Origin of the sequence: Streptomyces sp. ADMS (genome assembly GCF_033441795.1) — a bacterium.
Classification (GTDB): Bacteria; Actinomycetota; Actinomycetes; order Streptomycetales; family Streptomycetaceae; genus Streptomyces.
Genome location: NZ_JAVFVX010000052.1, coordinates 22,330 through 47,532 on the forward strand (window position 1 = coordinate 22,330; position 25,203 = coordinate 47,532).

The following is a 25,203-nucleotide window of genomic DNA, read 5'->3' on the forward strand; positions in this document are numbered from 1 at the left end:
GTTCACCCTGACCCTGGCGAAGGCCCCGTAGCGCCGGGCGGTACGGGGCCGGCCGCCGACGTGGAAACGCAGGGCGCCCCCGCCGAAGCGGGGTTGGCGCAGACCGGCGGCAGCGACAGTCAACAGCCCTTCGGTGTCAGGCCTGTTGACTGCCGAATGAAAACGTTTTAACTTCCTCTCACTCCAGCATCGAGACCCGAGGGGGACCCGTGGTCGCTGTCCTACGGGAACGCGCAGGTACAGAGGAGGTTGACACATCTCGCCGTCGAACCGGCGATGAGCGCCCGCGGCGAAAACGTTTGCAGAGTCGCGGCCTCGCTCTGCTGCTGCTGCCCGGCCTCGCCTACTTCCTGCTGTTCCACTACGGCGCCCTGGCCGGCAACGTCATCGCCTTCAAGGAGTACATCCCCTTCGACGGCCTCTGGGGCAGTCCCTGGGTCGGCCCCGGCAACTTCCAGCGGATGTTCGAGGACGGCGCATTCTGGGACGCGGTGCTCAACACCGTCTGGATCGCCGTCCTCCAACTGGGCTTCTACTTCCCGGTGCCGCTCGCCCTCGCCCTGCTCCTGCACAGCCTCACCTGGAGCACGGTGCGCCGGTTCGTGCAGTCGGTGGCCTACCTGCCGCACTTCATCTCGTGGGTGATCGTCGTCGCCCTCTTCCAGCAGCTGCTCGGCGACACCGGACTGCTCAACACCTCGCTGGACGGCATGGGACTGAGCACCGTCGACATCATCGGCAACCCCGACGCCTTCAAGCCGCTCACCGTCGCCCAGGTCATCTGGAAGGACGCCGGCTGGGGCACGATCATCTTCCTCGCCGCACTGGCCCAGGTCGACGAGCAGCAGTACGAGGCCGCCGCGATCGACGGCGCCGGGCCCTGGCGGCGCTTCTGGCACGTCACGCTGCCCGCCATCCGCCCGGTGATCGTGCTGCTGCTGATCATGCGGCTCGGCGACATCCTCTCCGTCGGCTTCGAGCAGATGCTGCTGCAGCGCGACGCGGTCGGCCCGGAGGCCGCCGAGATCATCGACACCTTCGTCTACTACCAGGGCATCGTCGGCGGTGACTACGGATTCGCCGCCGCCGCGGGCCTGTTCAAGGGCGTCATCGGCGCCCTCCTCGTCTATGCCGCCAACAAGGTCGCCCACCGCCTCGGCGAACAGGGGGTCTACAAGTGACTGCCGACGTCCGGCCCGGCTGGCTGGAGAAGCCGAAGCCGCTCACCCAGGCCGCGAAGGCCCTCGCGCTCGTCGCCGTCGTCCTCCTGGTCTGCGTGCCGTTCCTCGTCATCGTGTCGACCTCGCTGGCCTCCACCGACGAGGTCGTCGACAACGGCGGCTGGGTACTGTGGCCGACCGAACCGTCGCTCGACGCCTACCGCGACATCCTCGACGGCGGCATCGTCACCCACGCCCTCGGGGTGAGCGCCGGCGTCACGATCATCGGCACCCTGCTCAGCCTCGCCTGCACGGTGACCCTCGCCTACGCCCTGTCCCGCCCCGGGGTCTTCGGCGGCAGGCCGGTGCTGCTCCTCATCCTGTTCACGTTCCTCTTCCCACCCGGCATGATCCCGAGCTTCCTGCTGGTCAAGGAGCTGGGCCTGCTGGATAGTTACGCCTCACTGGTCCTGCCCGTCCTGGTCAACGTCTTCAATCTCGTCGTCTTGCGCGGCTTCTTCCAGGGCATCCCGGAGGAACTGTACGAGGCCGCACGGCTCGACGGGGCGGGGGACTGGCGGGTGCTGTTCTCGGTTGTCCTGCCCCTGTCCAAGGCGGCGCTCGCCGTGGTCGGCCTGTTCTACGCGGTGGCGTACTGGAACTCCTGGTTCTACGCCTCCCTCTACCTGGAGAGCGACCACTGGCCCCTCCAGCAGGTGTTGCGCACCTACGTGGTGGCCGGCTCCGGGCTCACCGACGCGACGACCGGCGAGGGCACGATCACCGCCCCGCAGACCGTGCAGATGGCGGTGCTGGTGATCGCCACCGTGCCGATCCTGCTGGTCTACCCGTTCCTGCAGAAGTACTTCACGAAGGGCGTGCTCACGGGCGCCATCAAGAGCTGACGTTCCATCAAGGGCTGACATCCCATCAAGAGCCGTGTTCGGAAAGGTCACTTGATCATGCCCAGCATCTCCCGACGCACCCTGTTGCGTTCCGCCGGCGCGGTCGGCGCCGCCGTCTGTGCCCCCACCCTGCTGACCGCCTGTTCCACCGGCTCGGGCGGCAGCGACGTCTCCAACGCGGGCAAGAAACTAGCCCCCTGGCCCGCCTACCGACCCACCTCCACCGGCCCCAAGCCGGACCTCGCCCCCACCGGCGCAGGAGTCCAGGCCGGATACACCGCCTACCCTTCCGACCTGGTGAGGTCCGTCTCCCGCACCCCGGGTGACGGCTCCACCATCAAGGTCATGTCAGTGTCCTTCGGCACACCGCCCAAGCCCGCCTCCGCGAACCAGTTCTGGGCCGCCGTCGAGAAGGCCCTCGGCGTGAAGATCGAGTACACGATCGTCTCCCAGGCCGACTACCAGAAGAAGATGGCCACCGTGATGGCCGGCGACGCCGACACCCTCCCGGACGTCATCAACCTCTTCTCCGGGTTCGTCCTGCCCCGCGAGGCCGAGTTCGTGCAGCGGCGGGCGGAGGACCTCACGCCCTACCTGTCCGGCGAGGCGATCACCGACTACCCCAACCTCGCGAACATCCCCACCCACGCCTGGCGCGACATGGGCCGCATCGGCGGCCGGGTCTTCGGCATCCCGCTGGAACGCCCGCTGCCAGGCTCCACCCTCTGGGTCAACCAGGGCATGTTCACCGACGCCGGCATGGCGGAGGGCTGGAGTGCGGACGACTTCGCCGCCGCCGCCAGGAACGCGACGAGCGGACGGACGTACGCGCTCGGAGCCGCCTCCGGTTCCCTGTTCGGCAACGCCGTGCACTGCGCCGCCCACAAGGCACCCCAGGAGTGGGCCGTCACCAAGGACGGCACCTTCGTACCGGGCTGGGCCGACGAACGCTTCAAGGCCTCGATCGCCTTCCAGTCCCGGCTCCGCGAGGACGGCTCCTACCACCCGGACGCCACATCCATCTCCCAGATCGACCTCACCACCCTCTACTACAACGGCACGGTCGGCTCCATGCAGGACGGATTCGGCGCCTACCTGCCCAAGTACCGGGAATCGCAGGGCAAGTTGACCCCGGCCGCAGCGCTGCCCTACAGCGTCGGCGGCGAGCCGGGCGGCATCGTCGCGGCCCGCCGCTCCTTCGGCTACACCGTGCTCAAGAAGGCCAAGAAGGAACGCGTCGAGCTGCTGCTGCGCATCCTCGACTACCTCGCCGCGCCCTTCGGCAGCCAGGAGTGGGAACTCGTCCACTACGGCGTCGAGGGCACCCACTTCACCCGCGGCAAGGACGGCTCACCACAGCCCACCAGGCTCGGCGAGGTGGAGAACAACACCAACCTGCCGCTGAAGTACCTCGCCGAAGGCCCCCAGGTGCTGTTCGTGCCGGGCATGCCCGACGCCGTACGAGCCCTGCACGCCTGGCAGCTCAAGGTCGTCCCGCACGCCGTCCGCAACGCCTCCTACGGCCTGCAGTCCCGGACGAAGAACGCCCAGGGCACCACGCTCAAGGCGCTCCTCGACGACACCGTCACCGGCATCGTCGCCGGGCGCATCCCACTGTCGGAGTGGGACGGGGCGGTGAAGAAGTGGAGGTCCCGGGGTGGCGACAGAATGGCCGAGGAGTTCGCGAAGGACTACGCGGCCAACACGTGAACGGCTGCCGGTGGAAGACCGGTGGAAGAGGAGACGCGGGGGATGGGGAACGACATGGGGTCCAAGCGGCGGGTCACGATCAGGGAGGTCGCGGAGCGCGCGGGGGTGTCGATGGCCACCGCCTCCCGCGCGCTCAGCGGCAACCACCCGGTGCCCCCCACGACACGGGCCCGCGTCCTGCGCGCCGCCCGCGACCTCGACTACGTCGCCAACGCGCACGCCCGCGCCCTCGTCGGCGGTGGCCGCAAGATGGCTGCGGTCGTCGTCCGCCAGGTGACCAGCCCGTTCTACGCCCAGGTCGCCGAGGGCGTCGAGGCGGAGGCCGCCGACCGCGGCTGGCTGTGCGTGGTCGGCGCGACCGGCGGCGATCCGCAGCGCGAGATGGAGTTCGTGCAGCTCATGCGGGAGGAGGGGGCCAGGCTGGTGATCCTGGTCGGCGGGGTCGTCGAGGACGACGCCTACCGCGAGCGGGTCGCCCACTACGCCCAGGCCCTGGACGCCACCGGCGCCCGGCTCGTGCTGTGCGGCAGACCCGCCCCGGATCCCGACATCCCCGCCCTGGTGGTCGAGTTCGACAACGAGGCGGGCGCGCGGGCCGTCACCGGGCACCTGCTGTCAGCCGGTCACCGCAGGATCGTCTTCCTCGGCGGGCTGCCCGGCAACACCGCCCTCGACGCCCGTGTCACCGGCTACCGGGCCGCGCTCGCCGAACACGGAATGCCGCCGAGCGCCGCGCACGTCGTCGACTGCGGCCTGGGCCGCGCGGCCGGTCTGCAGGCCATGACCGAACTCCTCAAGGAGACACGGGAGTTCACGGCGGTCTTCGCCGGGGACGACATGGTCGCCGCCGGAGCTCTCCGTGCCATCGCCGACGCGGGCCTGAGTGTCCCCGACGACATCTCCGTCGTCGGCTACAACGACATTCCCCTCGCCGAGGACTTCAACCCGCCGCTCACCACCGTCCGCACCCCCGCCGAGGAACTCGGCCGCGCCGCCGTCCGCATCGCCCTGCGCGACCCCGACCACGCCGCCGGCAGCCACCACCTGCTCGGCACCCACATCGTCGTACGCCGCAGCGTGGGCCCACCCCCGGCCCCCGCCGACTGAGGAGGGACCTGCGTCCAGTTCGTCGAACGCGGCAGCGTCGCCCCGGCCCAGGCCACCACCGACCGACGGGGGACCCGCACCCACATTGCTGGATGCCGCAGCGTGGCTTCGTCCCGGCTGTCACCGACTGTGCAGGACCTGCCTCCACATCGTCGAACGCCGAAGTGATGGCCCGCTCCCGGCTGTCACCGACCGTCGGGGGACCCGCAGCCACGTCGCCGTACGCTCCCGCCCCTGCCCCCGCCACCACCGACTGACGGAGGACCCACCCCCGTATGACCGCGCCGCACGTGTCGCTCCCCGACGATCCGACGCATCTGCCGAACCTTCCCGGACTGCCCCCGGCCGACCCGGTGCTCTCGCCCGTCACCGGGTGGACCCGCGCCCACTGGGAGGCGATCGCCGACCGGCTTCTCGAGGGGCTGTTGCCGTACGCCTCGCCGGGCTTCGCCCAGTACCGGCTGCCCGGGCCGCCCAGCCACTCCGGCCCGTGGTCGGATGGTCTGGAGGGCTTCGCGCGGTCGTTCCTGCTGGCCGCGTTCCGTATCGCGGGCTCGGACGGCCGCGTCGCTCCCACCCTCGTCGAGCGGTACGCGGCCGGACTCGCCGCCGGCACCGACCCGCACGGCACCGAAGCCTGGCCGCCCGTCACCGACCGGTCCCAGCCCATGGTCGAGGCCGCGTCGATCGCGATCGCCCTGCACGAGTCCCGTCGCTGGCTCTGGGACCACCTCGACCACGGGGTACGCGGACAGATCGTCCACTGGCTCGGCGGTTTCGTCGGCGCTGACGTCAACGACTCCAACTGGCGCCTGTTCCAGGTCATCACGGAGGAGTTCCTGGCCTCCGTCGGTGCCCCGCACAGCCGTGCCGAGATCGACGCCGGCCTCGCCCGCCTCGACGACTGGTACCGGGGCGGCGGCTGGTACACGGACGGCGACGGCCGCAAATTCGACTACTACAACGCCTGGGCGCTGCACCTGTACCCGGTGCTGTGGGCGCGTATCGCGGGCCCGCGCGTGAACCCGGGGACGGTGGCACGGCACCGCACCCGCCTGCGCGAGTTCCTCGCCGTCCACCAGCACTTCTTCGGCTCCGACGGCGCCCCGGTGCACCAGGGCCGTTCCCTCACCTACCGCTTCGCGACCGTCGCCCCACTGTGGGCGGGCGTCCTCGCCGACGTCACCCCGCTGCCGCCCGGCCGCACCCGCCGCCTCGCCTCGGGCGCGCTGCGGCACTTCGCCGAACGCGGCGCGCCGGACGAGCGCGGTCTGCTCACCCTCGGCTGGTACCGGCCCTTCCTGCCCGTCACCCAGCGCTATTCCGGCCCCGCCTCCCCCTACTGGGCGAGCAAAGCCTTCCTCGGCCTGCTGCTGCCCGAGAGCCACCCGGTGTGGACGGCACCCGAGGCGCCCGCCCCCGTGGACACGGCCGACGTCCGCCTCGCCCTCCCGGACCCCGGCTGGCTCCTGCACACCACCGCGGCCGACGGGATCGTACGGCTCGTCAACCACGGTAGCGACCGGCTCCCGCCACCGCCGGCCACCACCGAGGACAGCCCGCACTACGCCCGGTTCGCGTACTCCAGCGCGACGGCCCCCGAAACGCCGACAGCCCCGGCCACCGCCCCGGACAACCACATCGCTCTGCTCACCCCCGACGGCACGCCGTCCCCGCGCGGCCGCATCCACCCCCTCGGCGCCTCGGGCGGCCGTGCCGCCTCCTGGCACCTGGCGCGGGGGCACCGCATCGAGACGGTGAGCGTGGTCCACGGCCCGTGGGAGGTGCGCGTCCACCACCTCGACGTCCCGCCCGGGACTCCGGTACGCGAAGGCGGCTGGGCCGTCGCCGACGACACCGCGCCGCCGGTCGCCCGGACCGGCCCGGGCCGGGCGTCGGCCCGCCGCGCGAACGGCCTGACCAGCGCGATCACCGGCCTGTACGGCTGGGACGGCACGGAGGGCACGGTCGCAACCGGACTCGGCACCAACGCCGTGGGCCACCACTCGGCGACGCCCGTGCTCGAACTGAGCGCTGGCGCCCGCCTGTTGGTCACCCTCGTGGTGCTCAGTGCCGACCCGGACGCGCTGCGCACGGGAGCGGGCGCGTCGGTCGCCGAGGACGGCACCGTGGAGATCCGTTTCCCGGACGGAACCCGGGAGCGGGTGGTGCCCCGGATCAGCGATCCGCCAGCGTCATCGCCCGGTCCAGCGCCTGAAGGAACGAGTTGACCGTCACCCGGTCCCGTACCGCCAGCCGCAGCCACTCCTCGCCGAGCCCGGGGAACGTGTCCCCGCGCCGGACCGCGAAGCCCAGGTCACGCAGGTGACGGCGGACGGCGGCGGCCCGCGGGAGCCGTACGAGCACGAAGGGGCCCTCGGCCGGTCCGGCCAGCCGCAGCCCGTCCGCGGCGAACTCCTCCAGTCCCGCGACGAGATGGGACCGGTCCGTGGCGAGGCGGTGGGCCGCGTGGGCCGCCTCCGCCAGGGCCCGCGGCGAGACGCACGCCTGTGCCGCCGCGAGGGCGGGCGTGGAGACGGGCCACAGGGGCTGGGCACGCTCCAGGTCCGCGATCGTCTCCGGGGCCGCCAGTACGTAGCCGATCCGCAGCCCGGCCAGCCCCCATGTCTTGGTCAGGCTGCGCAGGACCACCAGACCGGCCACGTCCGTGCGGCCCGCCAGCGCCTCCCGCTCACCCGGCACCGCGTCCATGAACGCCTCGTCCACCACCAGGGTCCGCCCGGGACGGGCTAGTTGGGATATGGCGCCCGCCGGATGCAGGATCGACGTCGGATTCGTCGGGTTGCCGATCACCACCAGGTCGGCGTCCTCGGGCACGAGCCCCGCGTCCAGCCGGAACCCGTCCTCCGCCCGCAGCAGTACCCGGCCCACGTTGTGCCCGGCGTCCCGCAGTGCCGCTTCCGGCTCCGTGAACTGCGGATGCACGACCACCGGCCGACGCACCTCCAGGGCACGAGCCAGCAGCACGAAGGCCTCCGCGGCCCCGGCGGTGAGCAGCACCCGCTCCACCGGCACCCCGTGCCGAGCCGCCACCGCCGCCCGCGCGGCCCGCCCGTCGGGATAGGCGGCGAGAGCGCCGAGCGACCCCGCGATGTGCTCGCGCAGCCAGGCCGGGGGAGCGCCGGCCCGGACGTTCACGGCGAGGTCGACCAACTCGGCGCCGTCGTCACGTACTTCGGCGTCCCCGTGGTGCCGAAGATCGTGCGTGCCCGGGTCTCTCTCAGTGTGCATGGGAGTGCGAGTGCCCGTGGGAGTGATGTCCATGATGGTGACCATCGTGGTGGCCGTCGTCGTCCGGATGGAAGTGCGGCTGCTGAGGCAGTCCGACCCTGTCCTCGAAGCCGGGCAGCGCGATCCGGTACACGCAGGAGTCGCAGTTCATCCGCAGATCCCCCTGCACGGCCTCCCGGTACCGCTCCATCACCAGATCGAGCAACTCCGGCTCCGGACCGATGACCTCGGCGGACCGCACCTCGATCTCGGGGTGCGCTGCTGCCCAGCCCTCCGTCTGCTGCCGCACCCGGTCCGGCAGAATCCCGGTGAACAGGAAGTAGGGCAGGACGACGATCCGCCGCGCCCCCAGCTTCACGCACCGGTCGAGACCCGACGGCACGTCCGGCGCCGCCAGCGACACGAACGCCGTCTCCACACCGGCGTACCCGCGCCCCTCCCACAGCAGCCGCGCCGCCTTGAGTACCTCGGCGTTGGCGTCCGGGTCGGTGGAGCCGCGCCCGACCAGCAGCACGGTCACGTCGGCCCGGTCGGCGGGAGTACGTGCCCCACCGCCCAGCGCCTCCTCCAGCCGCCGTTCCAGCACGGTGAGCAGCGCCGGGTGCGGGCCCAGCGGGCGGCCGTACGTGTAGGAGATCCCGGGGTGCCGCTCCTTCTCGCGGGACAGCGCCGCCGGGATGTCGCCCTTGGCGTGCCCGGCGGACACCAGCATCAGCGGAACGGCGGCGAACCTCCGTACCCCCCGCTCCACCAGCTCGGCCACGGCCTCGCCCAGCGGCGGCGGAGACAGCTCGATGAAGCCGCCCGCGACGGGCAGTTCGGGATTGCGGCGCCCCAACTCCTTTACGAAGTCACGGAACGCCTCGGCCCCGGCCTCGTCCCGGGTGCCGTGGCCGGCGATGAGCAGAGCGGGCGGCGGGGTGGTCACGATGTCTCCTCGGACGGTGAAGTGGGTGCGATCTGAAGGGTGTCGGGAAAGAAGCAGGGCATCGACGGACGACGGGTCATCGTGTCGCCTCCTGCCAGCGGTACCCGCGGGGCGTGACCATACGGCCCGCGATGTTCCGCGTCGCGGTGTTGCCGACGGTCACGACCGTCATCATGTCGACCGTCGCCGGGTCGAGGCCGGCCAGCGTCGTGACACGGCTGGACTCGTCGGGCCGCGACGCGTTCCGTACGACACCCACGGGCGTCGTCGGCTCCCGGTGCGCGCCGAGGACGGCCAGCGCCTTGGGCAGCTGCCAGTCACGGCCCCGGCTGCGCGGGTTGTAGAACGTCACGACGATGTCCGCCTCGGCCGCCGCCCGCACCCGCCGCTCGATGACCTCCCAGGGAGTGTGCAGGTCGGAGAGGCTGATGGACACGTGGTCGTGGCCCAGCGGAGCCCCGAGAATCGCCCCCGCCGCGAGAGCGGCCGTGACGCCCGGCACCCCGGTCACGTCGATGTCGTCGGACGCCTCGGCGAGCGCGGGCGACGCCATGGCGTACACGCCCGCGTCCCCGCTGCCGATCAGCGCGACCGCCTTCCCCTTCCGGGCCTCGGCCACCGCTGTGCGCGCCCGCTCCTCCTCGGCGCCGAGCCCCGACTCCAGGATCCGGGTACCGGGCCGCAGCAGATCACGGATCTGGTCGACGTACTGGTCGAGCCCCACGAGCACGGACGCCCGCCGCAACTCCGCCTCGGCACGCGGCGTCAGCAGATCCCGCGCCCCGGGCCCGAGCCCCACGACCGCGAGCCGTCCGCGCCCCGGACGCCGTACGACCGCACAGGTCGCCATGGCCGGCGCCCCGTCCGTACGCTCCGACTTCCTTTTGGGCACGAGGAGTTCGCCCCCGCCGACCAGCGCGGCAGCCTCCGCGACGGACGGCGTACCGACGGCGACCAGCGGTGCGTCGGACGGATTCGGCACGTCGACCCCGGCCAACTCGTCGGCGGAGTACGTGAGGACAGGCACCCCGAGCCGCTCGGCGGCCCCGACGATGCCGGGCTCGCCCGCCTTCACGTCGACGGTGGCCAGCGCGGCGACGGAGGCCACGGAGAGCCCCGCGTCCGCCAGCGCCCCCTCGACCAGCCCGAGCACCTCGTCGACCGGGACCCCCTTGGAGGCGCCCACACCGACGACGAGGGTCGGCGGCCGCAACACGACCTCGCCCGCACCGGCGGCGCCTGTCACCCGGTCGACCAGTCTGTCGGTCACCCGGATCGTCGGCCCGCCGCCCGGTGCGGCGCTCCCGACGTTGGCAGGCAGCGCGGGCAGCGGCCAGACCGACTCCAGCTCCAGGGCGACGGGTGCACCGTCGAGCAGGGCCCGCGAGACCCCCGCGACATCCCCCTCCACGGGCATCCCGAGCGTGTCGAGTCCCGGTACCCCCACGGCGTCCGTCGCGGTGGTCACCACCGGCTCCGCACCCAGCAACCGCCCGACGGCACGGGCGAGTTCATTGGCGCCGCCGCCATGCCCGCCGACCAGCGACACGGCGAACCGCCCACCCTCGTCGACGCACACCACACCGGGGTCGGACGCCTTGTCGGACAGCAGCGGCGCGACCAGCCGTACGACCGCCCCCGTGGCCAGGAAACACACGAGCTGCCCGCACTCGCCGAACGCGCGCCGGACGGCGTCGGCGACCGGCCCCTCGTACACACGCGTACGGTCGGGCCAGGCGGCGGCAAGCCGATCACGCGCCGCCGTGCCCGCCGAGGTGGCGGAAACCAGGCCGATCACCGGTTGCCTCCCCGCGATGGCTGGTAGGGTCGCGAATCGCTGAGCGAGAACCAAGCCAGCACAGCAGTAACCTCCATAAACCTGATAAACCGGGCTGATTGCAACCCGGCTGGTGCAGAGCGCGTCAGACTCGATGGTTCGCTGAGCCGACGAGCAGTGTGAGCCAGGAATCTCCCCCCCCATGTGTGAGGGGAGAGGATTCAAAGAGCGACTCCTTCTCGATGCAGCGGGGTTCTGACACCCCACACCAGGAAAACCGGATTGGTCGCCGCGAGCCGGACAGCATCCCCCGGCAGCGGCGCCAACCGCGAGGACTGCAACACCACTCCGTCGCAGGTGAATCCGGCGCCGATGAGCGCCACACGCACGGCCGGTACCCGGTCCAGGGCGGCCATCGCGACCACCACCGTCCGCCGGGCCCGCCCCGCACACGCGGTGACGATCGCGGGCAGCTCGTGCCCGCCCCCACCGATGAACACGGCGTCGGGGTCGTCGAGTTCGGACCGCGCGGGCAGGTCACCAGGTGCGCTCCCCTTCACCACCCGCACGTCGACACCGTGCGCGGCGGCGTTCGCCCGGACCCGCTCCGCTCCGTCCGCCGTCTTCTCGACGGCGACGACGGCGGCCCCGAGCCGCGCGCACTCCACGGCCACGGACCCGGAGCCCGCGCCGATGTCCCACACCAGGTCGCCGAGGCGCGGCCCGAGCCGGGCCAGCGCCAGGGCCCGTACCTCGAACTTGGTGATCATCGAGTCGCGGTGGATGAACTCGCCCTCTTCCAGGGCCCATTGGGCGGGCCCGGCGAACGCCCCGGCGACGGTGACGGGGACGGGCGCAACGGTCCGCGCCTCGTCGAGACAGAGGACCACGCTGACCGCGTCACCCCAGTCCCGCGCCGCCGCCTCGGTCGGCGTGACCCGCTCCACGCGTTCGAGGACCGGATCGCCCAACGCCGAGGCGACGACCAGAACACGCGCCCCCGGACCGTCGGCCAACGCCGAGCCCAGCTCGGCGGGCCCGGCGCCCGGTCCGGTCAGCACCGCCACCTTGGGCCGCGCCCGGCAAACATTGACCGCCGTACGCAGCGCACGCCCGTGCGCGCTGACGACCACCGCGTCGTCCCAGGTCAGCCCGGCCCGGGCGAACGCCGCCGCGACGGACGACACCCCCGGCCGGACATCGAGCCGTCCGGCCCCGAACCGCTCGGCCAGCGCCCGCACGATCCCGAAGAACCCGGGATCACCGGAGGCGAGCACGACAACGGGCCGCTCCTTCCCGACGTAGTCCTCGATGGTGTCGAGCGCCGGAGCCGGCGCCCCGAGGACCACCTGCTCGGCGCCCTCCGGCATCGCCGCCGACACGGCAGCCAGATGCCGCCGGCCGCCCACGACCAGCGCGGCCCCGGCGACGGCGGCCGTGGCGTCCGGTGGAAGCGGCGCCCCGGTCCCCGTACCGATGACGGTGATCACGTACTCGCCCCTCGCTCGCGCAGCGCCCGGCGGGCCGCCGGGTCGGCCTTGCGGAAGCCGTGGAAGTGGCCGGGGTGGTAGAGGTGCGAGCGGGTGCCGCTGGCGTCGAGGGCCGGGCCGACCAGGAACAAGGTGTGCTTCCACAGCTTGTGTTCCTTGACCGTCTCCTCCAGCGTCTCGATCGTGCACCGCACGACCAGCTCCTCGGGCCAGGACGCCTGATAGGCGATGACGACCGGAGTCGCGGTCGGATAACCACCCTCCAGCAGCTCCCGTACGAGCTGCCCGCTACGGGCGGCGGACAGGAAGATCGCCATGGTGGTCCCGTGCCGGGCGAACTCGCGCACCTCTTCCCCCGGCGGCATCGGCGTCTTGCCGCCGCCCAGCCGGGTGAGGATCACGGACTGCGCGACCTCGGGAATGGTCAGCTCGCGCTGGGCGAGGGCGGCGACCGCGGAGAAGGAGGAGACACCGGGGACGATCTCGGTCTCGATCCCCAGGCCGGCACACCGGTCGACCTGCTCCTGGGTACCGCCCCAGAGCGCGGGATCGCCGGAGTGGATACGGGCCACGCGCAGGCCCTCGCGCACGGCACGTTCGTACACGGCGACGACGTCCTCCAGCGACATGGTCGCCGAGTCGAGGATCTCCGCCCCCTCGCGCGCATGTTCGAGAACCGCCTCCTGTACAAGGCTGGCCGCCCAGATCACGATGTCCGCCTCGGCGATGGCGCGGGCGGCGCGGAACGTCAGCAGATCGGCGGCGCCGGGACCGGCACCGACGAACGTCACCTTGCCGGTGGGAGCGCCAGTGGAAGCGTCGGCCGTGGGAGCCATGGGGCGAGATCCTCTCGTACGGAATGGAGAAAAGGTCAGTCAGTGTGCGGGCGGGTGTGGAGGTGCGCGAAGGCGGGTCGATCGGATAGCAAGGGCACATGGCGGTTCTCGTCGCGCTCGGCGCGTTCCTGATGACGCTGGCCGGCGGCTGGACGGCACTGCGGGTGACCGACCGCCGTCATCTGGTCCTGGGCCTGGCCGGCGGCCTGATGCTGGGCGTGGTCGGCCTCGATCTGCTGCCGGAGGCGCTGGACGCGGCGGGGCAGGAGGTGTTCGGCGTACCGGCCGCGCTGCTCCTGTTCGTCACCGGCTTCCTGCTGGCCCATCTGGTGGAACGTCTGCTCGCCGTACGACAGGCCGCGCACGGCGCCGCCAAGGGGACCGGTGAGAACGGCGGCCGGACGCCCCAGGTGGGCCTGACCGCCGCCGCGGCCATGGTCGGCCACAGCGCGATGGACGGCATCGCGATCGGCGCCGCGTTCCAGGTGGGCGGCGGCATGGGCCTCGCGGTCGCACTCGCCGTGATCGCCCACGACTTCGCCGACGGCTTCAACACGTACACGATCACGAGCCTCTACGGAAACGCCCGGCGCAAGGCGGTGGCCATGCTGTTCGCCGACGCGGCGGCCCCGGTGGCGGGCGCCGCCTCGACCCTCTTCTTCACGATCCCCGAACGGGCGCTCGGCGGTTATCTCGGCCTCTTCGGCGGCGTACTGCTCTACCTCGCCGCCGCCGAGATCCTCCCCGAGGCCCACCACGAACACCCCACCCACACGACGGTGCTGTGCACGGTCGCGGGCGTGGCGTTCATCTGGCTGGTGGTGGGCGTGTCGGGCTGAGCCCGGACGAGTGCCCTTCGGGGGGTGGTTCACAACTTGCCGCCCCGGCCGCCGTCGCGCGGGGCGGGCGCGATGAGAGTGGACAGATAGGGGAGGGACTCGCCGTCGAGCTCGTCCGCGGGCCGGATGGACTCGTCCGCCAGCCCCAGAGCGGACCCCCACACGGCATCGCCGATCCGCCCGCTCTCCCGCAACGCCTCGGCGACCTCCCGGGCCTGCCGCCCGAACTTGTACGCCACGACCGTGCCCGGCCCGCTGAGAGCCTCCTTGAGCACAGCGGCCCCCGCGGTCACGGGCACGAGCGTGAGCGGTTCGGTCCCCTCGGTGAGCACGGCTCCCGACCGCGCCGCCAGGTCCTGCATGGCGGTGATACCGGGCACGGTCTCGACGACGGTGGAGGGCACGAGCTCCCCGATCGTGTGGGCGAGATAGGTGAACGTCGAGTACACGTTGGGATCACCGATGGTCGCGAAGGCGACGACGGAATGCGCGCCGAGCAACTCGGCGACCCGCGCACCGGCGGCATCCCAGGCAGCCTCACGCCGAGCATGGTCGGACCGCTCGTTGAGCGCGAAGACGACCCGGACGACCTTCTCCGCGGGCACGTAGTGCAGCACGGTGGCCTCGGCGCGCCCCCGCTCAAGGGTGTCCATCACGGGTACGACGACGACATCGGCGGCACGCAACGCGTTGACGCCCTTGACGGTCACGAGCTCGGGATCACCGGGCCCGACCCCCACACCGACAAGCCTGCTGATGCTGCTCATGACGTCCGGCACCTCTCCACGAACCGACGGGCTGCACCGGGCGCGGACGCCCAGTGCGTGTGCAGATAGCTCGCGTGCACACCGCGCTGTACAAATCCCTCGACCCGCCGTTCCGCACCCCGCACACCCCAGGCGGGAGCCGTACCCGCCCCGGGCTCGACGACGGTCCGATGAAACTCGTGCCCGCGCATCCGGGTACCGGCCACCGCGAGCGAACTGTCACTCAGGGCCACGGCGTCCCGATAGCCGAGGGTGAGCCGGTCGGTCATCCGGGCGGTGGCATCGAGCACCCCGCACATGGGTTGCCCGTCCAACTCCCGGCACAGATACAGCAATCCGGCGCACTCGGAGGCAACAGGCGCACCACTGTCCACGAGGGCCGCGACGGACTCGCGCAGCGGTTCGTTGGCTGACAGCTCGGCGGCGTACACCTCGGGAAACCCGCCACCGATCACCAACCCGCGCGTCCCGTCGGGCAGTTGTTCATCCCGAAGTGGATCGAACACGACGACATCGGCACCGGCGGCCCGCAACAGCTCGGCATGCTCGGCATAGGAGAAGGTGAAGGCGGCTCCGCCGGCGAGAGCGATCACAGGTGTCCTGGCGTTCCAACCCAGCCCGTCTCCGGGCATTTCTGAGGCGTGCCCGGGCATCTCCAGCCTGTCCCCGGGCACTTCGGAGGGGCCGCTCGCCATCTCCCGCCTCTCCTCAAGCATTTCTGAGGCGCCGCCCGGCGTTTCCAGCCCGTCCGGGGGAGTTTGAGGACGAGCGCCCTCAGCGTGACCGGGGGCCTGGGGGCGGAGCCCCCGGGGCGAGGACGGGACGGGCAGGGGCGGCGGGGCCGAGGAAGCCAACACCTCAGCCGCATCCCATGCCACACACGCCAACGCCCCAGCCCCCCGGGCCAACCCCCACAGCGCCTCGAGATCACACCCTGCCGAAACCTGCGCGGCCATGGCCGCGACAGCCGCCGGCGCCTCCCCACGCCGCTCGGCAACCGGCACCAACCCCAGATGCCGGGACGGCACATCGACCTGCGGAACCCGCCGAAGCACCCCCACCACAGGCACCCCCACCGACTCCAGCGCCTCCCGCAGCATCTCCTCATGCCGATCCGACGCGACCTTGTTGAGAATCACGCCCCCGACCCGCACCTCCGGGTCCCACGACACGAACCCGTGCACCAGAGCCGCCACCGACCGGGACTGCGAAGACGCGTCCACGACCAGCACCACCGGCGCCCGCAGCAACTTGGCCACCTGGGCGGTGGACGCGAGCTCACCCTCGCCCGCGGCCCCGTCGTACAGCCCCATCACGCCCTCGACCACGGCGATGTCACACCCGCGCGCCCCGTGCGCGAACAGCGGCCCGACCAACTCGGGCCCGCACATGTACGCGTCGAGGTTGCGTCCGACCCGCCCGGTGGCGAGGGCGTGATACCCGGGGTCGATGTAGTCCGGCCCGACCTTGTGCGGAGACACGGCAAGCCCCCGCGCGGCGAACGCGGCCATCAACCCCGTGGCGACGGTGGTCTTGCCGCTGCCCGAGGAGGGCGCGGCGATGACCAGCCGGGGCACAGATGTCACCACTCGATCCCCCGCTGCCCCTTCTGGCCGGTGTCCATCGGATGCTTGACCTTGGACATGTCCGTCACAAGATCCGCGAACTCGACCAGCTTCTCGGGGGCGTTCCGCCCGGTGATCACCACATGCTGGGTCCCCGGCCGGTCCCGCAGCACCGAGACCACCTCGTCGACATCGACCCACCCCCAGTGCATGGGATAGGCGAACTCGTCCAGCACGTACAGCTTGTACGTCTCGGCGGCGAGATCCCGCTTGACCTGCTCCCAGCCCTCCCGCGCCTTCTCCTCGTTGTCGAGCTGCTCGTCGCGCTGAACCCACGACCAGCCCTCGCCCATCTTGTGCCAGTCGACGGACCCGCCCTCCCCGCTGGCCCCCAGCACCCGAAGCGCGTTCTCTTCCCCCACCTTCCACTTCGCCGACTTGACGAACTGGAACACCCCGATGGGCCACCCCTGATTCCAGGCGCGCAGCGCAAGCCCGAAAGCGGCGGTGGACTTGCCCTTCCCCACTCCCGTGTGCACGACGACAAGCGGCCGATTACGCCGTTGTCTGGTCGTCAGACCGTCGTCCGGCACGACACTCGGCTGTCCCTGAGGCATTACGCGGCCCTCCTGTTGCCCTGAACGTCCCTGACCAGCCCGGCGATCGAATCGGCCCGCAGCTCATCCAGCGTCACAGCGGTACCCCCCAGCTCAGCGGCGAGCTGCGAGGCAAGCCCCAGCCGGACAAAACCCGACTCGCAGTCCACGACGACCGAAGCAACGCCCTCGGCCGCGAACAGCCGAGCCGCCCGCGCCCCCAGCGCGACCGGCTCGGGCCCCCCGGTGGCCCGCCCGTCCGTCACGACCACGACAAGCGCCCGCCGCGCGGGATCCCGCAGCCGCTCGACCCGCAGCACGTCATGCGCCCTGAGCAGCCCGGCACCCAGCGGCGTCCGCCCACCGGTGGGCAACGACTCCAGCCGGGCCGCAGCCGCGTCGACCGAGGACGTCGGCGGCAACGCGACCTCGGCGCTCGCCCCCCGGAACGTCACGAGGCCCACCTTGTCCCGCCGCTGATAGGCATCGAGCAGCAGCGACAGCACCGCGCCCTTGACGGCACTCATCCGCTGCCGGGCCGCCATCGACCCGGAAGCATCGACGACGAACAGCACCAGATTGCCCTCGCGCCCCTCGCGAGTGGCCTGCCGCAGATCGTCCCGCCGCACGACCAGCCCGCGCCCGGCCCGCCCCCGCGCCCGCTGGTGCGGCGCGGCGGCCTGCACGGTGGCCGCCAAGTGCAGCTTGGTGAGCGCCCCTTGAGGCCGACGGGACCCTGTCGTCCGCCCACGCTCGGTACGCGCCCGTGAACGCCGACCGGCAGCGCCCTCACCCACACCGGGAACGCTCAGCGCCTTGGTACGAAACGGCTCGCCGGCCCGCACGGGCTGCTGTTCCCCGGACCCGGCCCCCGAGGGCTGCGGTTCCCCGTCTTCCCCGGCCTCGGGCTGCGCGGCGTCGTCGTCCCCCTGCGGACCGTCGGACTCCGGGGCCTGGCCACCGCCGCCACCGGGCCCGTCCGGCCCAGGATCAGGATCAGGGTCGGGATCCTCGTCCTCACCCGCTCCCTGCCCGAACTCCTCCAACGTCTCGTCGAGCTTGTTCTCGTCAAGTCCGGGCGCGTCAAAGGGATTTCGCCGCCGCCGATGGGGCAGGGCAAGCAACGCGGCCTGCCGGACATCCTCCGCGAGTACGTCGGTACGCCCGGCCCAGGCGGCCAGTGCGACGGCCGTCCGCGCCATCACGATGTCGGCGCGCATTCCGTCGACCTCGAAGGCGGCACAGGTGGCGGCGATCTGCCGCAACGCCCCGTCGCCCAGCCGCACGGACGACAACAACTCCCGCGCGGCGACGATTCGTGCCCGCACGGAGGTCTCCTCGTCGGCCCACCGAGCGGTGAACCCGGCAGGATCGTCGTCGTAGGCCAGCCGTCGCCGCACAACCTCCACCCGCTGATCGGGCTCCCGCGAGGCCGCGACCTCGACGGTCAGCCCGAACCGGTCGAGCAACTGCGGCCGCAACTCCCCTTCCTCCGGGTTCATGGTCCCGACGAGCAGGAACTTCGCCGCATGCCGTACGGAGACACCTTCACGTTCGACGTACGACGCTCCCATGGCGGCGGCGTCCAACAGCAGGTCGACGAGATGGTCGTGAAGCAGATTGACCTCGTCGACGTACAGAATCCCGCGATGCGCATCGGCCAACAGGCCCGGCTCGAAAGCCTTCACGCCCTCCGCGAGCGCCCGCTCGATGTCGAGGGCACCGACGAGCCGGTCCTCGGAGGCACCGACGGGCAGCTCGACCATACGGGCGGCCCGGGACTCGTAGGCCCCGGCCTCGTGCGGCCCATCGGGACAGGCCGGATCGGGCCCCCCGGGATCGCACGAGAACCGGCATCCGGCGACGACGTCCACCGAGGGCAGAAGTACCGAAAGGGCGCGCACGGCAGTGGACTTGGCGGTGCCCTTCTCGCCACGGACGAGCACGCCGCCGACAGCGGGGCTGACCGCGTTCAGCAGCAGCGCGAGCCGCAGGTCGTCCTGTCCGACGACGGCCGTGAACGGAAACGGGGTACTCACTTGTCGTCGCCCTCCAGGTCGCCTTCGAGCTCCAGGTAGGTCGCGCGCAGCCGCTCGATCGTGTCGGCGTCCGGCTCGGCCCACAACCCACGGTCGGCGGCTTCCAGCAGCCGTTCCGTGATCCCGCGCAGCGCCCACGGGTTGGACGTCTTCATGAAGTCCCGGTTCTCCGCGTCGAAGACGTACTCGGCGCTGAGCTTCTCGTACATCCAGTCGTCCACGACCCCGGCCGTGGCGTCGTACCCGAAGAGGTAGTCCACGGTCGCGGCCATCTCGAACGCGCCCTTGTACCCGTGCCGCCGCATCGCCGCCATCCAGCGTGGATTGACCACCCGCGCCCGGAACACCCGGTGGGTCTCCTCGCCCAGCGTCCTGGTCTTCACCTGGTCGGGAGTGGCGGAGTCCCCGACGTACGCCTCCGGACTCGCCCCCGTCAGATGCCGCACCATCGCGACCATGCCGCCGTGGTACTGGAAGTAATCGTCGGCGTCGACCAAGTCGTGCTCTCGCGTATCGACATTCTTCGCCGCCACCGCGATCCGCCGGAACGCCGTCTCCATGTCCCCCCGTGCCGCCCGCCCATCAAGCCCCCGCCCATACGCGTAACCACCCCAGACGGCGTACACCTCGGCGAGATCGGCGTCCGACCTCCAGTTCCGCGCATCGATCAACGGCAGCAGCCCAGCCCCGTAGGCCCCCGGCTTCGACCCGAAGATCCGCGCCGTAGCCCGCCGCCGGTCCCCGTGCTCCGCGGCATCGGCGTCCACGTGGGCCCGTACGAAGTTGGACTCGGCCGGCTCGTCCAGGTCCGCGACCGCCCGCACCGCGTCGTCGATCAGCCCGACCACGTGCGGGAACGCGTCCCGGAAGAACCCGGAGATACGGACCGTGACGTCGATACGAGGCCGCCCCAGCTCCGCCACCGGCACCACCTCGAACCCGGTCACCCGCCTGGACGCGTCGTCCCACACGGGACGGCACCCCAGCAGCGCCAGGATCTCGGCGATGTCGTCACCCTGCGTCCGCATGGCCGACGTACCCCAGACCGTCAGGCCGACGGACGTCGGGTACTCGCCGTTGTCGGTCAGATACCGCTGCACGAGCGAGTCGGCGAGCGCCTGCCCGACCTCCCAACTCAGTCTGGACGGAATGGCCTTGGGGTCGACGGAGTAGAAGTTGCGGCCGGTCGGAAGGACGTTCACGAGTCCGCGCGTGGGTGAGCCCGAGGGGCCCGCCGGGACGTAGCCGCCGTCAAGTGCCTTGAGGATGTGGTCGATCTCGTCCGTCGTACGGGCCAGCCGGGGCACCACCTCACGGCAGGCGAACTCCAACACCGCGACGGCGGCCGGAAGTTCGAGGCCCAGCACGTCCCGTACGAGTGCCGGAACCGTCGTGGCCTCCCACGCCCGCTCCTCCATGCCCTCCGCGAGCCGCCGGCACAGCTGCTCCAGCAGATCGACCGCGTCGGCCGCCGAGCGCGCCGGCCCCTCGACGAGATCCGTCAGCTCGACCGGCAGTTTCACCGGGGCCCCCGGCTCGGCCAGCAACTCCTTCTCGACCAGCCCGAAGTGCTCGGCGAGGCAGGCCCGCAGACCCGGCAGCGCGTTCGCCGTGCCGCCCCACACCTGCGAGGCGCGCAGCACGGCCAGGACGAGGTTCACGCGCGGCTCGGCCTCCGGACCGCCGCCGAGGATGTGCAGCCCGTCCCGGATCTGTACGTCCTTGATCTCGCACAGATAGCCGTCGATGTGCATGACGAACTCGTCGAAAGCGTCGTCGTCCGGCTGGTCGTCCACATGCAGGTCGTGATGCAGCTCGGCCGCCTTGACCAGCGTCCAGATCTGCGCGCGCACCGCCGGCGCCTTCGTCGGGTCCAGGTCGGAGACGAGCGCGTACTCGTCGAGGAGCTGCTCCAGCTTCGCCAGGTCGCCGTAGGTGTCCGCGCGCGCCATCGGCGGTACGAGGTGGTCGACGACCGTGGCGTGTCCGCGCCGCTTGGCCTGGGTGCCCTCGCCGGGGTCGTTGACGATGAAGGGGTAGACGAGGGGCAGTTCACCGAGCACCGCGTCCGGCCCGCACCCCCTGCTCAGACCGAGTCCCTTGCCGGGCAGCCATTCCATGGTGCCGTGCTTGCCCATGTGGACGACCGCGTCCGCACCGAATGAGTTCTCCAGCCAGCGGTAGGCCGCCATGTAGTGGTGGGAGGGCGGCATGTCCGGGTCGTGGTAGATCGCGATCGGGTTCTCGCCGAAGCCGCGCGGCGGCTGGATCATCACGACGACGTTCCCGAACTGGAGGGAGGCCAGGACGATGTCGTCCCCGTCGACGTACAGGGAGCCGGGCGCCTCGCCCCACGCCTCCAGCATCCCGTCCCGCAACCCGCTGTCCAGCTTGCCGAACCACGCCTGGTAGTCGGCGAGCGGCACGCGCGCAGGCGCTGCGGCCAGCTGGTCCTCCGTCAGCCACTCCACGTCGTGACCGCCGGCCGCGATGAGCCGGTGGATCAACTCGTCGCCGTTGTCGGGGTATTCGGTGAGGGAGTACCCGGCGGCGCGCAGCGCGTCCAGCACCCGTACCGCCGACGCGGGCGTGTCCAGTCCCACCGCGTTGCCGACGCGAGAGTGCTTCGTCGGGTAGGCGGTGAAGACGAGGGCGAGCTTCTTGTCGGCGTTCGGCTTGTGCTTCAACCGGGCGTGCCGTACGGCGATTCCGGCGACGCGGGCGGCCCGTTCGGGGTCGGCGACGTACACGGGTACGCCGTCGGGGCCGTCCTCCTTGAAGGAGAACGGCACGGTGATCAGCCGGCCGTCGAACTCGGGGATCGCGACCTGCATCGCCGCGTCCATGGGGGAGAGGGCGGCGTCGGACCCGTCCCACGTGGCCCTCGACGACGTGAGGCAAAGCCCTTGCAGCACAGGCACGTCGAGGTCGGCGAGTGCCCCGATGTCCCAGGCCTCCTCGTCACCGCCGGCCGAGGCCTCCGAGGCGTGCGTACCGCCCGCGGCGAGGACGGTGGCGACCAGGGCATCGGCGCCGGCGAGCAGCTCGTACAGACCCGCGTCGGCCCCGCGCAGGGAACCGCAGTACACGGGAAGGGCGTTGGCGCCCCGCGCCTCGATCGCGTCGCAGAGCGTGTCGACGAACCCGGTGTTGCCGCTGAGCTCGTGGGCCCGGTAGAAGAGCACCCCGATGGTCGGACGGCCGTTCTCCCGCGCGTACGAGCCGTGCACCCCGTACTCGGGCATCTTCCGCGGCTCGACGAACCCCTCACCGGTCAGCAGCACGGTGTCGGAAAGGAACCGCGCCATCTCCACGAGGTTGGCGGGACCGCCCTCGACGAGATAGCGCAGCGCCTCCGCGACCACCCCGGCGGGCACCGACGACTCGGCCATCAACTCGGCGTCGGGCACGGCCTCTCCGCCGAGCAGCACGGTGGGCACACCGGACGCCCTGAGACAGGCGAGCCCGTCCTCCCAGGCCCGCTTCCCGCCCAGCAGCCGTACGACGGCGATGTCGGCGCCCTCGACGAGCGCGGGCAGTTCCTCCGCGACATCCACCCGGGTCGGATTCCCGATCCGGTACGAGGCACCGGAAGCGGCCCGGGCCGCCAGCAGGTCCGTGTCGGCGGTCGACAACAACAACACTGTGCTCATGCGGGCGCTCCCGGTGGAATGAAAGGCAGTCCTTGCGGCGCGCCCGACTCGATGAGCCGCCAGAGCGCGTCCGTGTCCGCGTGCTGTTCGACGAGATCGCCGAGCAGGTCGAGCTGTTCCTCGCGCAGCCCGGCGAAGGAGGTGTCGGCGGCCGGCACGAAGCGGCGGCCCGCGGCGGCGGCCACCTCGCGCAGGAACGCCCGCCGGAACCCGTCGGATTCGAGCGAGCCGTGCCAGTGCGTACCCCAGACGCTCCCGACCCGGCACCCGTCCAGGCTGTGTCCACTGTCATCAGAGATGAACCGGTCCCCGCCTGCGACCTCGGCGACCCCGTGATGAATCTCGTACCCCTCGACCGGTTCGCCGAGGGCGGTGCCGACGGGCCGGGTGAGGGTTTTCTCGCGGGCGAACCGCACCCGCACGGGAAGGACCCCGAGCCCTTCGACATGGCCCTGCCGGCTCTCGACGTCGTCCTCGATGTGCTCGCCGAGAACCTGGAAGCCACCGCAGATGCCGAGCACGGGCCGCCCCTCGGCGGCGCGGCGCGTGATGGCGTCCGCCAGCCCCCGCTCACGCAGCCAGGCCAGCGCCCTCACCGTCCCCCGCGTCCCCGGAATGACGACGAGATCGGCGTCGGCCAGTTCCTCCGGCCGGTCCACGAACCGCACCACGACGCCCGGTTCGGCGGCGAGCGCGTCGACGTCGGTGAAGTTGGACATCAGCGGGACCGCACAGACGGCGACCCGCAGCACGTCCTCCCCGACGGGCGGGGCGACGTTCGACTCCCGGACCGTCCCCCGCAGGGAGACCCGCAGCCCGTCCTCCTCGTCGATGCCGAGGCCGTGCCGGAACGGCAACACGCCGTACGTCGGCCGTCCGGTGAGCCCGAGCAGCATGTCGAGCCCGGGTTCCAGCAGGGTGACGTCCCCCCGGAACTTGTTGACGAGGAACCCGGCGACGAGCGACTGGTCCTCGGGAGACAGCAGGGCGACCGTCCCGAAGAAGGAGGCGAAGACCCCGCCGCGGTCGATGTCCCCGACGACCAGCACAGGGAACCGGGCGTTGCGCGCGATTCCCATGTTGACGATGTCGGTGCGCCGGAGATTGATCTCGGCGGGAGAACCGGCCCCCTCACAGATCACCGCGTCATACGTGCCCCGGAGTTCGGCGAGGCACTCCAGCACGGTCCCGAGAAGTTGCTGCTGCCGCCCCCCGTGATAGCCGCGCGCACTCAGCTCGCCCACGGGCTTCCCCATGAGCACGACCTGACTGCTCTGCTCGCTCCCCGGCTTCAGGAGCACGGGGTTCATGAGCGCCGTCGGCTCGATCCGGCACGCCTGCGCCTGCATGGCCTGCGCCCGCCCGATCTCGGCACCTTCCCGCGTCACGAAGGAGTTGAGGGACATGTTCTGCGCCTTGAACGGCGCGACCTTGACCCCCTGGCGCACCAGCCACCGGCAGATCCCGGCGGTGACGACGCTCTTGCCGGCATCGGAGGTGGTCCCGGCGACGAGCAGCCCACCACCGCGGCTCCCACCACTCATGAGGCAAGCCCCTTCGCGTTCCTCTTCGTGTTCGTGTTCGCGAGCAGCCGCCCGGCGACACTGACCCCGAGAGCCAGCCAGGTGACGCGCCGGGACAGCCGCACGGCCCGCTCGATGTCGTGGACGCCGACGGCCCGCCCGTCCTCGCCGTTGAGCACGGGCCGATGCTCGACCCGCCCTCCGTACGACAGCGTCCCGCCGAGCCGAACCCCCAACGCCCCTGCGAACGAGGCCTCGACGGGCCCGGCGTTGGGACTGGGATGGCGCCCGGCATCGGCCCGCCAGGCACGGACGGCCCCGCGCGGATCGTCGCCTGCGACGGCGGCGAGTACGGCGGTCAGCCGCGCCCCCGGCCACCCGGCGAGGTCGTCGAGCCGGGCGGAGGCCCACCCGTACCGCCGGTACCGGGCGGACCTGTGCCCGACCATGGCGTCAAGGGTGTTGACGGCCCGGAACCCGACCAGCCCGGGCACCCCGCCCAGGGCGCCCCAGACCAGCGCGCCCACCACGGCGTCGGAGGTGTTCTCGGCGACGGACTCGACGACGGCCCGGGCGATCCCGTCGGAGTCGAGTGCCTGCGGATCGCGTCCGCAGAGATGGGGCAGCCGCTCCCGGGCCCCCTCCACATCGCCGGCCTGGAGGGACCGGCCGACGACCCGCGCCTCCCGGCCGAGGGAGGTACCGCCGACGACGGCCCAGGTGGCGGCGGCGGTGAGCGCGACGGAAGCGGTACGGGACGGACGTACGAGGGAACCCGCCGCCCAGGCAAGGGAGACGACGCCTCCCACACACACGGCGGTGTGCAGCGCACCCCACCCCCGGTGGTCCCGCCACAGCACCCGCTCGACAGCGCCGGCGGCCCGCCCGAACGCGGCGACCGGATGCCCGCGGCGAGGGTCGCCCAGGATCAGGTCACCGAGGAGTCCGGCGGTGGCGCCGTACGCGAAGACGCGATCGGCCCGCATCGGCTCAGCGAGCCGTGGGGTCGGACAGCGACCTGGTGCTGTACCTCAAAAGGCAGCCGAACATGGCGAT

Annotated in this window: 17 protein-coding genes and 1 pseudogene; 6 read left to right on the top strand and 12 right to left on the bottom strand. The window is 71.8% G+C overall.

Going from position 1 to position 25,203, the window contains the following annotated elements; translation table 11 throughout:
- The first annotated feature begins 299 nt into the window (after window positions 1-299).
- From RB628_RS22725 to RB628_RS22745, 5 genes are all read left to right on the top strand, one after another.
- Window positions 300-1,181: an ABC transporter permease gene (locus RB628_RS22725; protein ID WP_318322351.1), complete on the top strand. Its 882-nt coding sequence runs from the start codon at window positions 300-302 to the stop codon at window positions 1,179-1,181.
- Entirely contained in the window at window positions 1,178-2,065 is an 888-nt protein-coding gene (locus tag RB628_RS22730) for a carbohydrate ABC transporter permease (protein WP_318322352.1), read from the top strand. Before RB628_RS22725 ends, RB628_RS22730 begins: the two co-directional genes overlap by 4 nt.
- Window positions 2,066-2,122: 57 nt before the next feature.
- Window positions 2,123-3,775, top strand: coding sequence for an extracellular solute-binding protein (locus tag RB628_RS22735; protein WP_318322353.1), 1,653 nt, complete (start codon window positions 2,123-2,125; stop codon window positions 3,773-3,775).
- 54 nt (window positions 3,776-3,829) lie between these two features.
- On the top strand, window positions 3,830-4,882 hold the full coding sequence (locus tag RB628_RS22740) for a LacI family DNA-binding transcriptional regulator (protein WP_318322378.1): 1,053 nt from the start codon (window positions 3,830-3,832) through the stop codon (window positions 4,880-4,882).
- 275 nt (window positions 4,883-5,157) lie between these two features.
- Window positions 5,158-7,113 (top strand): DUF2264 domain-containing protein, encoded by a 1,956-nt coding sequence (locus RB628_RS22745; protein ID WP_318322354.1) that lies wholly within the window; start codon window positions 5,158-5,160, stop codon window positions 7,111-7,113.
- Here the strand turns inward: RB628_RS22745 and cobC are convergent.
- From cobC to cobM, 5 genes are all read right to left on the bottom strand, one after another.
- Window positions 7,061-8,134, bottom strand: a complete 1,074-nt coding sequence (gene cobC / locus RB628_RS22750) for an Rv2231c family pyridoxal phosphate-dependent protein CobC (protein WP_318322355.1) — start codon at window positions 8,132-8,134, stop codon at window positions 7,061-7,063. The genes RB628_RS22745 and cobC overlap by 53 nt on opposite strands.
- On the bottom strand, window positions 8,124-9,062 hold the full coding sequence (locus RB628_RS22755) for a sirohydrochlorin chelatase (protein ID WP_318322356.1): 939 nt from the start codon (window positions 9,060-9,062) through the stop codon (window positions 8,124-8,126). Before RB628_RS22755 ends, cobC begins: the two co-directional genes overlap by 11 nt.
- A gap of 76 nt (window positions 9,063-9,138) precedes the next feature.
- Window positions 9,139-10,860: a precorrin-3B C(17)-methyltransferase gene (gene cobJ / locus RB628_RS22760; RefSeq protein ID WP_318322357.1), complete on the bottom strand. Its 1,722-nt coding sequence runs from the start codon at window positions 10,858-10,860 to the stop codon at window positions 9,139-9,141.
- A gap of 200 nt (window positions 10,861-11,060) precedes the next feature.
- On the bottom strand, window positions 11,061-12,329 hold the full coding sequence (gene cbiE, locus RB628_RS22765) for a precorrin-6y C5,15-methyltransferase (decarboxylating) subunit CbiE (RefSeq protein ID WP_318322358.1): 1,269 nt from the start codon (window positions 12,327-12,329) through the stop codon (window positions 11,061-11,063).
- Window positions 12,326-13,165, bottom strand: a complete 840-nt coding sequence (gene cobM, locus RB628_RS22770; RefSeq protein WP_318322359.1) for a precorrin-4 C(11)-methyltransferase — start codon at window positions 13,163-13,165, stop codon at window positions 12,326-12,328. Before cobM ends, cbiE begins: the two co-directional genes overlap by 4 nt.
- A gap of 98 nt (window positions 13,166-13,263) precedes the next feature.
- Between cobM and RB628_RS22775 the strand changes: the two genes are divergently transcribed.
- Window positions 13,264-14,004 (top strand): ZIP family metal transporter, encoded by a 741-nt coding sequence (locus RB628_RS22775; protein WP_318322360.1) that lies wholly within the window; start codon window positions 13,264-13,266, stop codon window positions 14,002-14,004.
- A gap of 29 nt (window positions 14,005-14,033) precedes the next feature.
- On the opposite strand, the gene cobI is transcribed toward RB628_RS22775, so the two are convergent.
- The 7 genes and pseudogenes from cobI to RB628_RS22810 all read right to left on the bottom strand — a co-directional run bounded on the left by cobI (window position 14,034) and on the right by RB628_RS22810 (window position 25,133).
- A complete protein-coding gene (gene cobI / locus RB628_RS22780) occupies window positions 14,034-14,783 on the bottom strand; it encodes a precorrin-2 C(20)-methyltransferase (protein ID WP_318322361.1) in 750 nt (249 codons plus the stop codon).
- Window positions 14,768-16,354: pseudogene (locus RB628_RS22785) on the bottom strand (cobyrinate a,c-diamide synthase); the annotation flags it as partial. The gene cobI and the pseudogene RB628_RS22785, both read right to left, overlap by 16 nt.
- Complete coding sequence (cobO, locus tag RB628_RS22790; RefSeq protein WP_318322363.1) at window positions 16,354-16,953, bottom strand: cob(I)yrinic acid a,c-diamide adenosyltransferase; 600 nt, start codon at window positions 16,951-16,953, stop codon at window positions 16,354-16,356. The pseudogene RB628_RS22785 and the gene cobO, both read right to left, overlap by 1 nt.
- The gene (locus tag RB628_RS22795; RefSeq protein ID WP_318322364.1) at window positions 16,953-18,971 is read right to left on the bottom strand and encodes a putative cobaltochelatase; all 2,019 of its coding nucleotides are present in this window, start codon (window positions 18,969-18,971) and stop codon (window positions 16,953-16,955) included. The genes cobO and RB628_RS22795 overlap by 1 nt, the downstream gene beginning before the upstream one ends.
- A complete protein-coding gene (cobN, locus tag RB628_RS22800; RefSeq protein WP_318322365.1) occupies window positions 18,968-22,624 on the bottom strand; it encodes a cobaltochelatase subunit CobN in 3,657 nt (1,218 codons plus the stop codon). Before cobN ends, RB628_RS22795 begins: the two co-directional genes overlap by 4 nt.
- Window positions 22,621-24,168 carry a cobyric acid synthase gene (locus RB628_RS22805; protein WP_318322366.1) on the bottom strand — a complete coding sequence of 516 codons (1,548 nt, stop codon included), beginning with the start codon at window positions 24,166-24,168 and terminating at the stop codon, window positions 22,621-22,623. The genes cobN and RB628_RS22805 overlap by 4 nt, the downstream gene beginning before the upstream one ends.
- Window positions 24,165-25,133 carry a cobalamin biosynthesis protein gene (locus RB628_RS22810; RefSeq protein WP_318322367.1) on the bottom strand — a complete coding sequence of 323 codons (969 nt, stop codon included), beginning with the start codon at window positions 25,131-25,133 and terminating at the stop codon, window positions 24,165-24,167. Before RB628_RS22810 ends, RB628_RS22805 begins: the two co-directional genes overlap by 4 nt.
- Window positions 25,134-25,203: the final 70 nt, after the last annotated feature.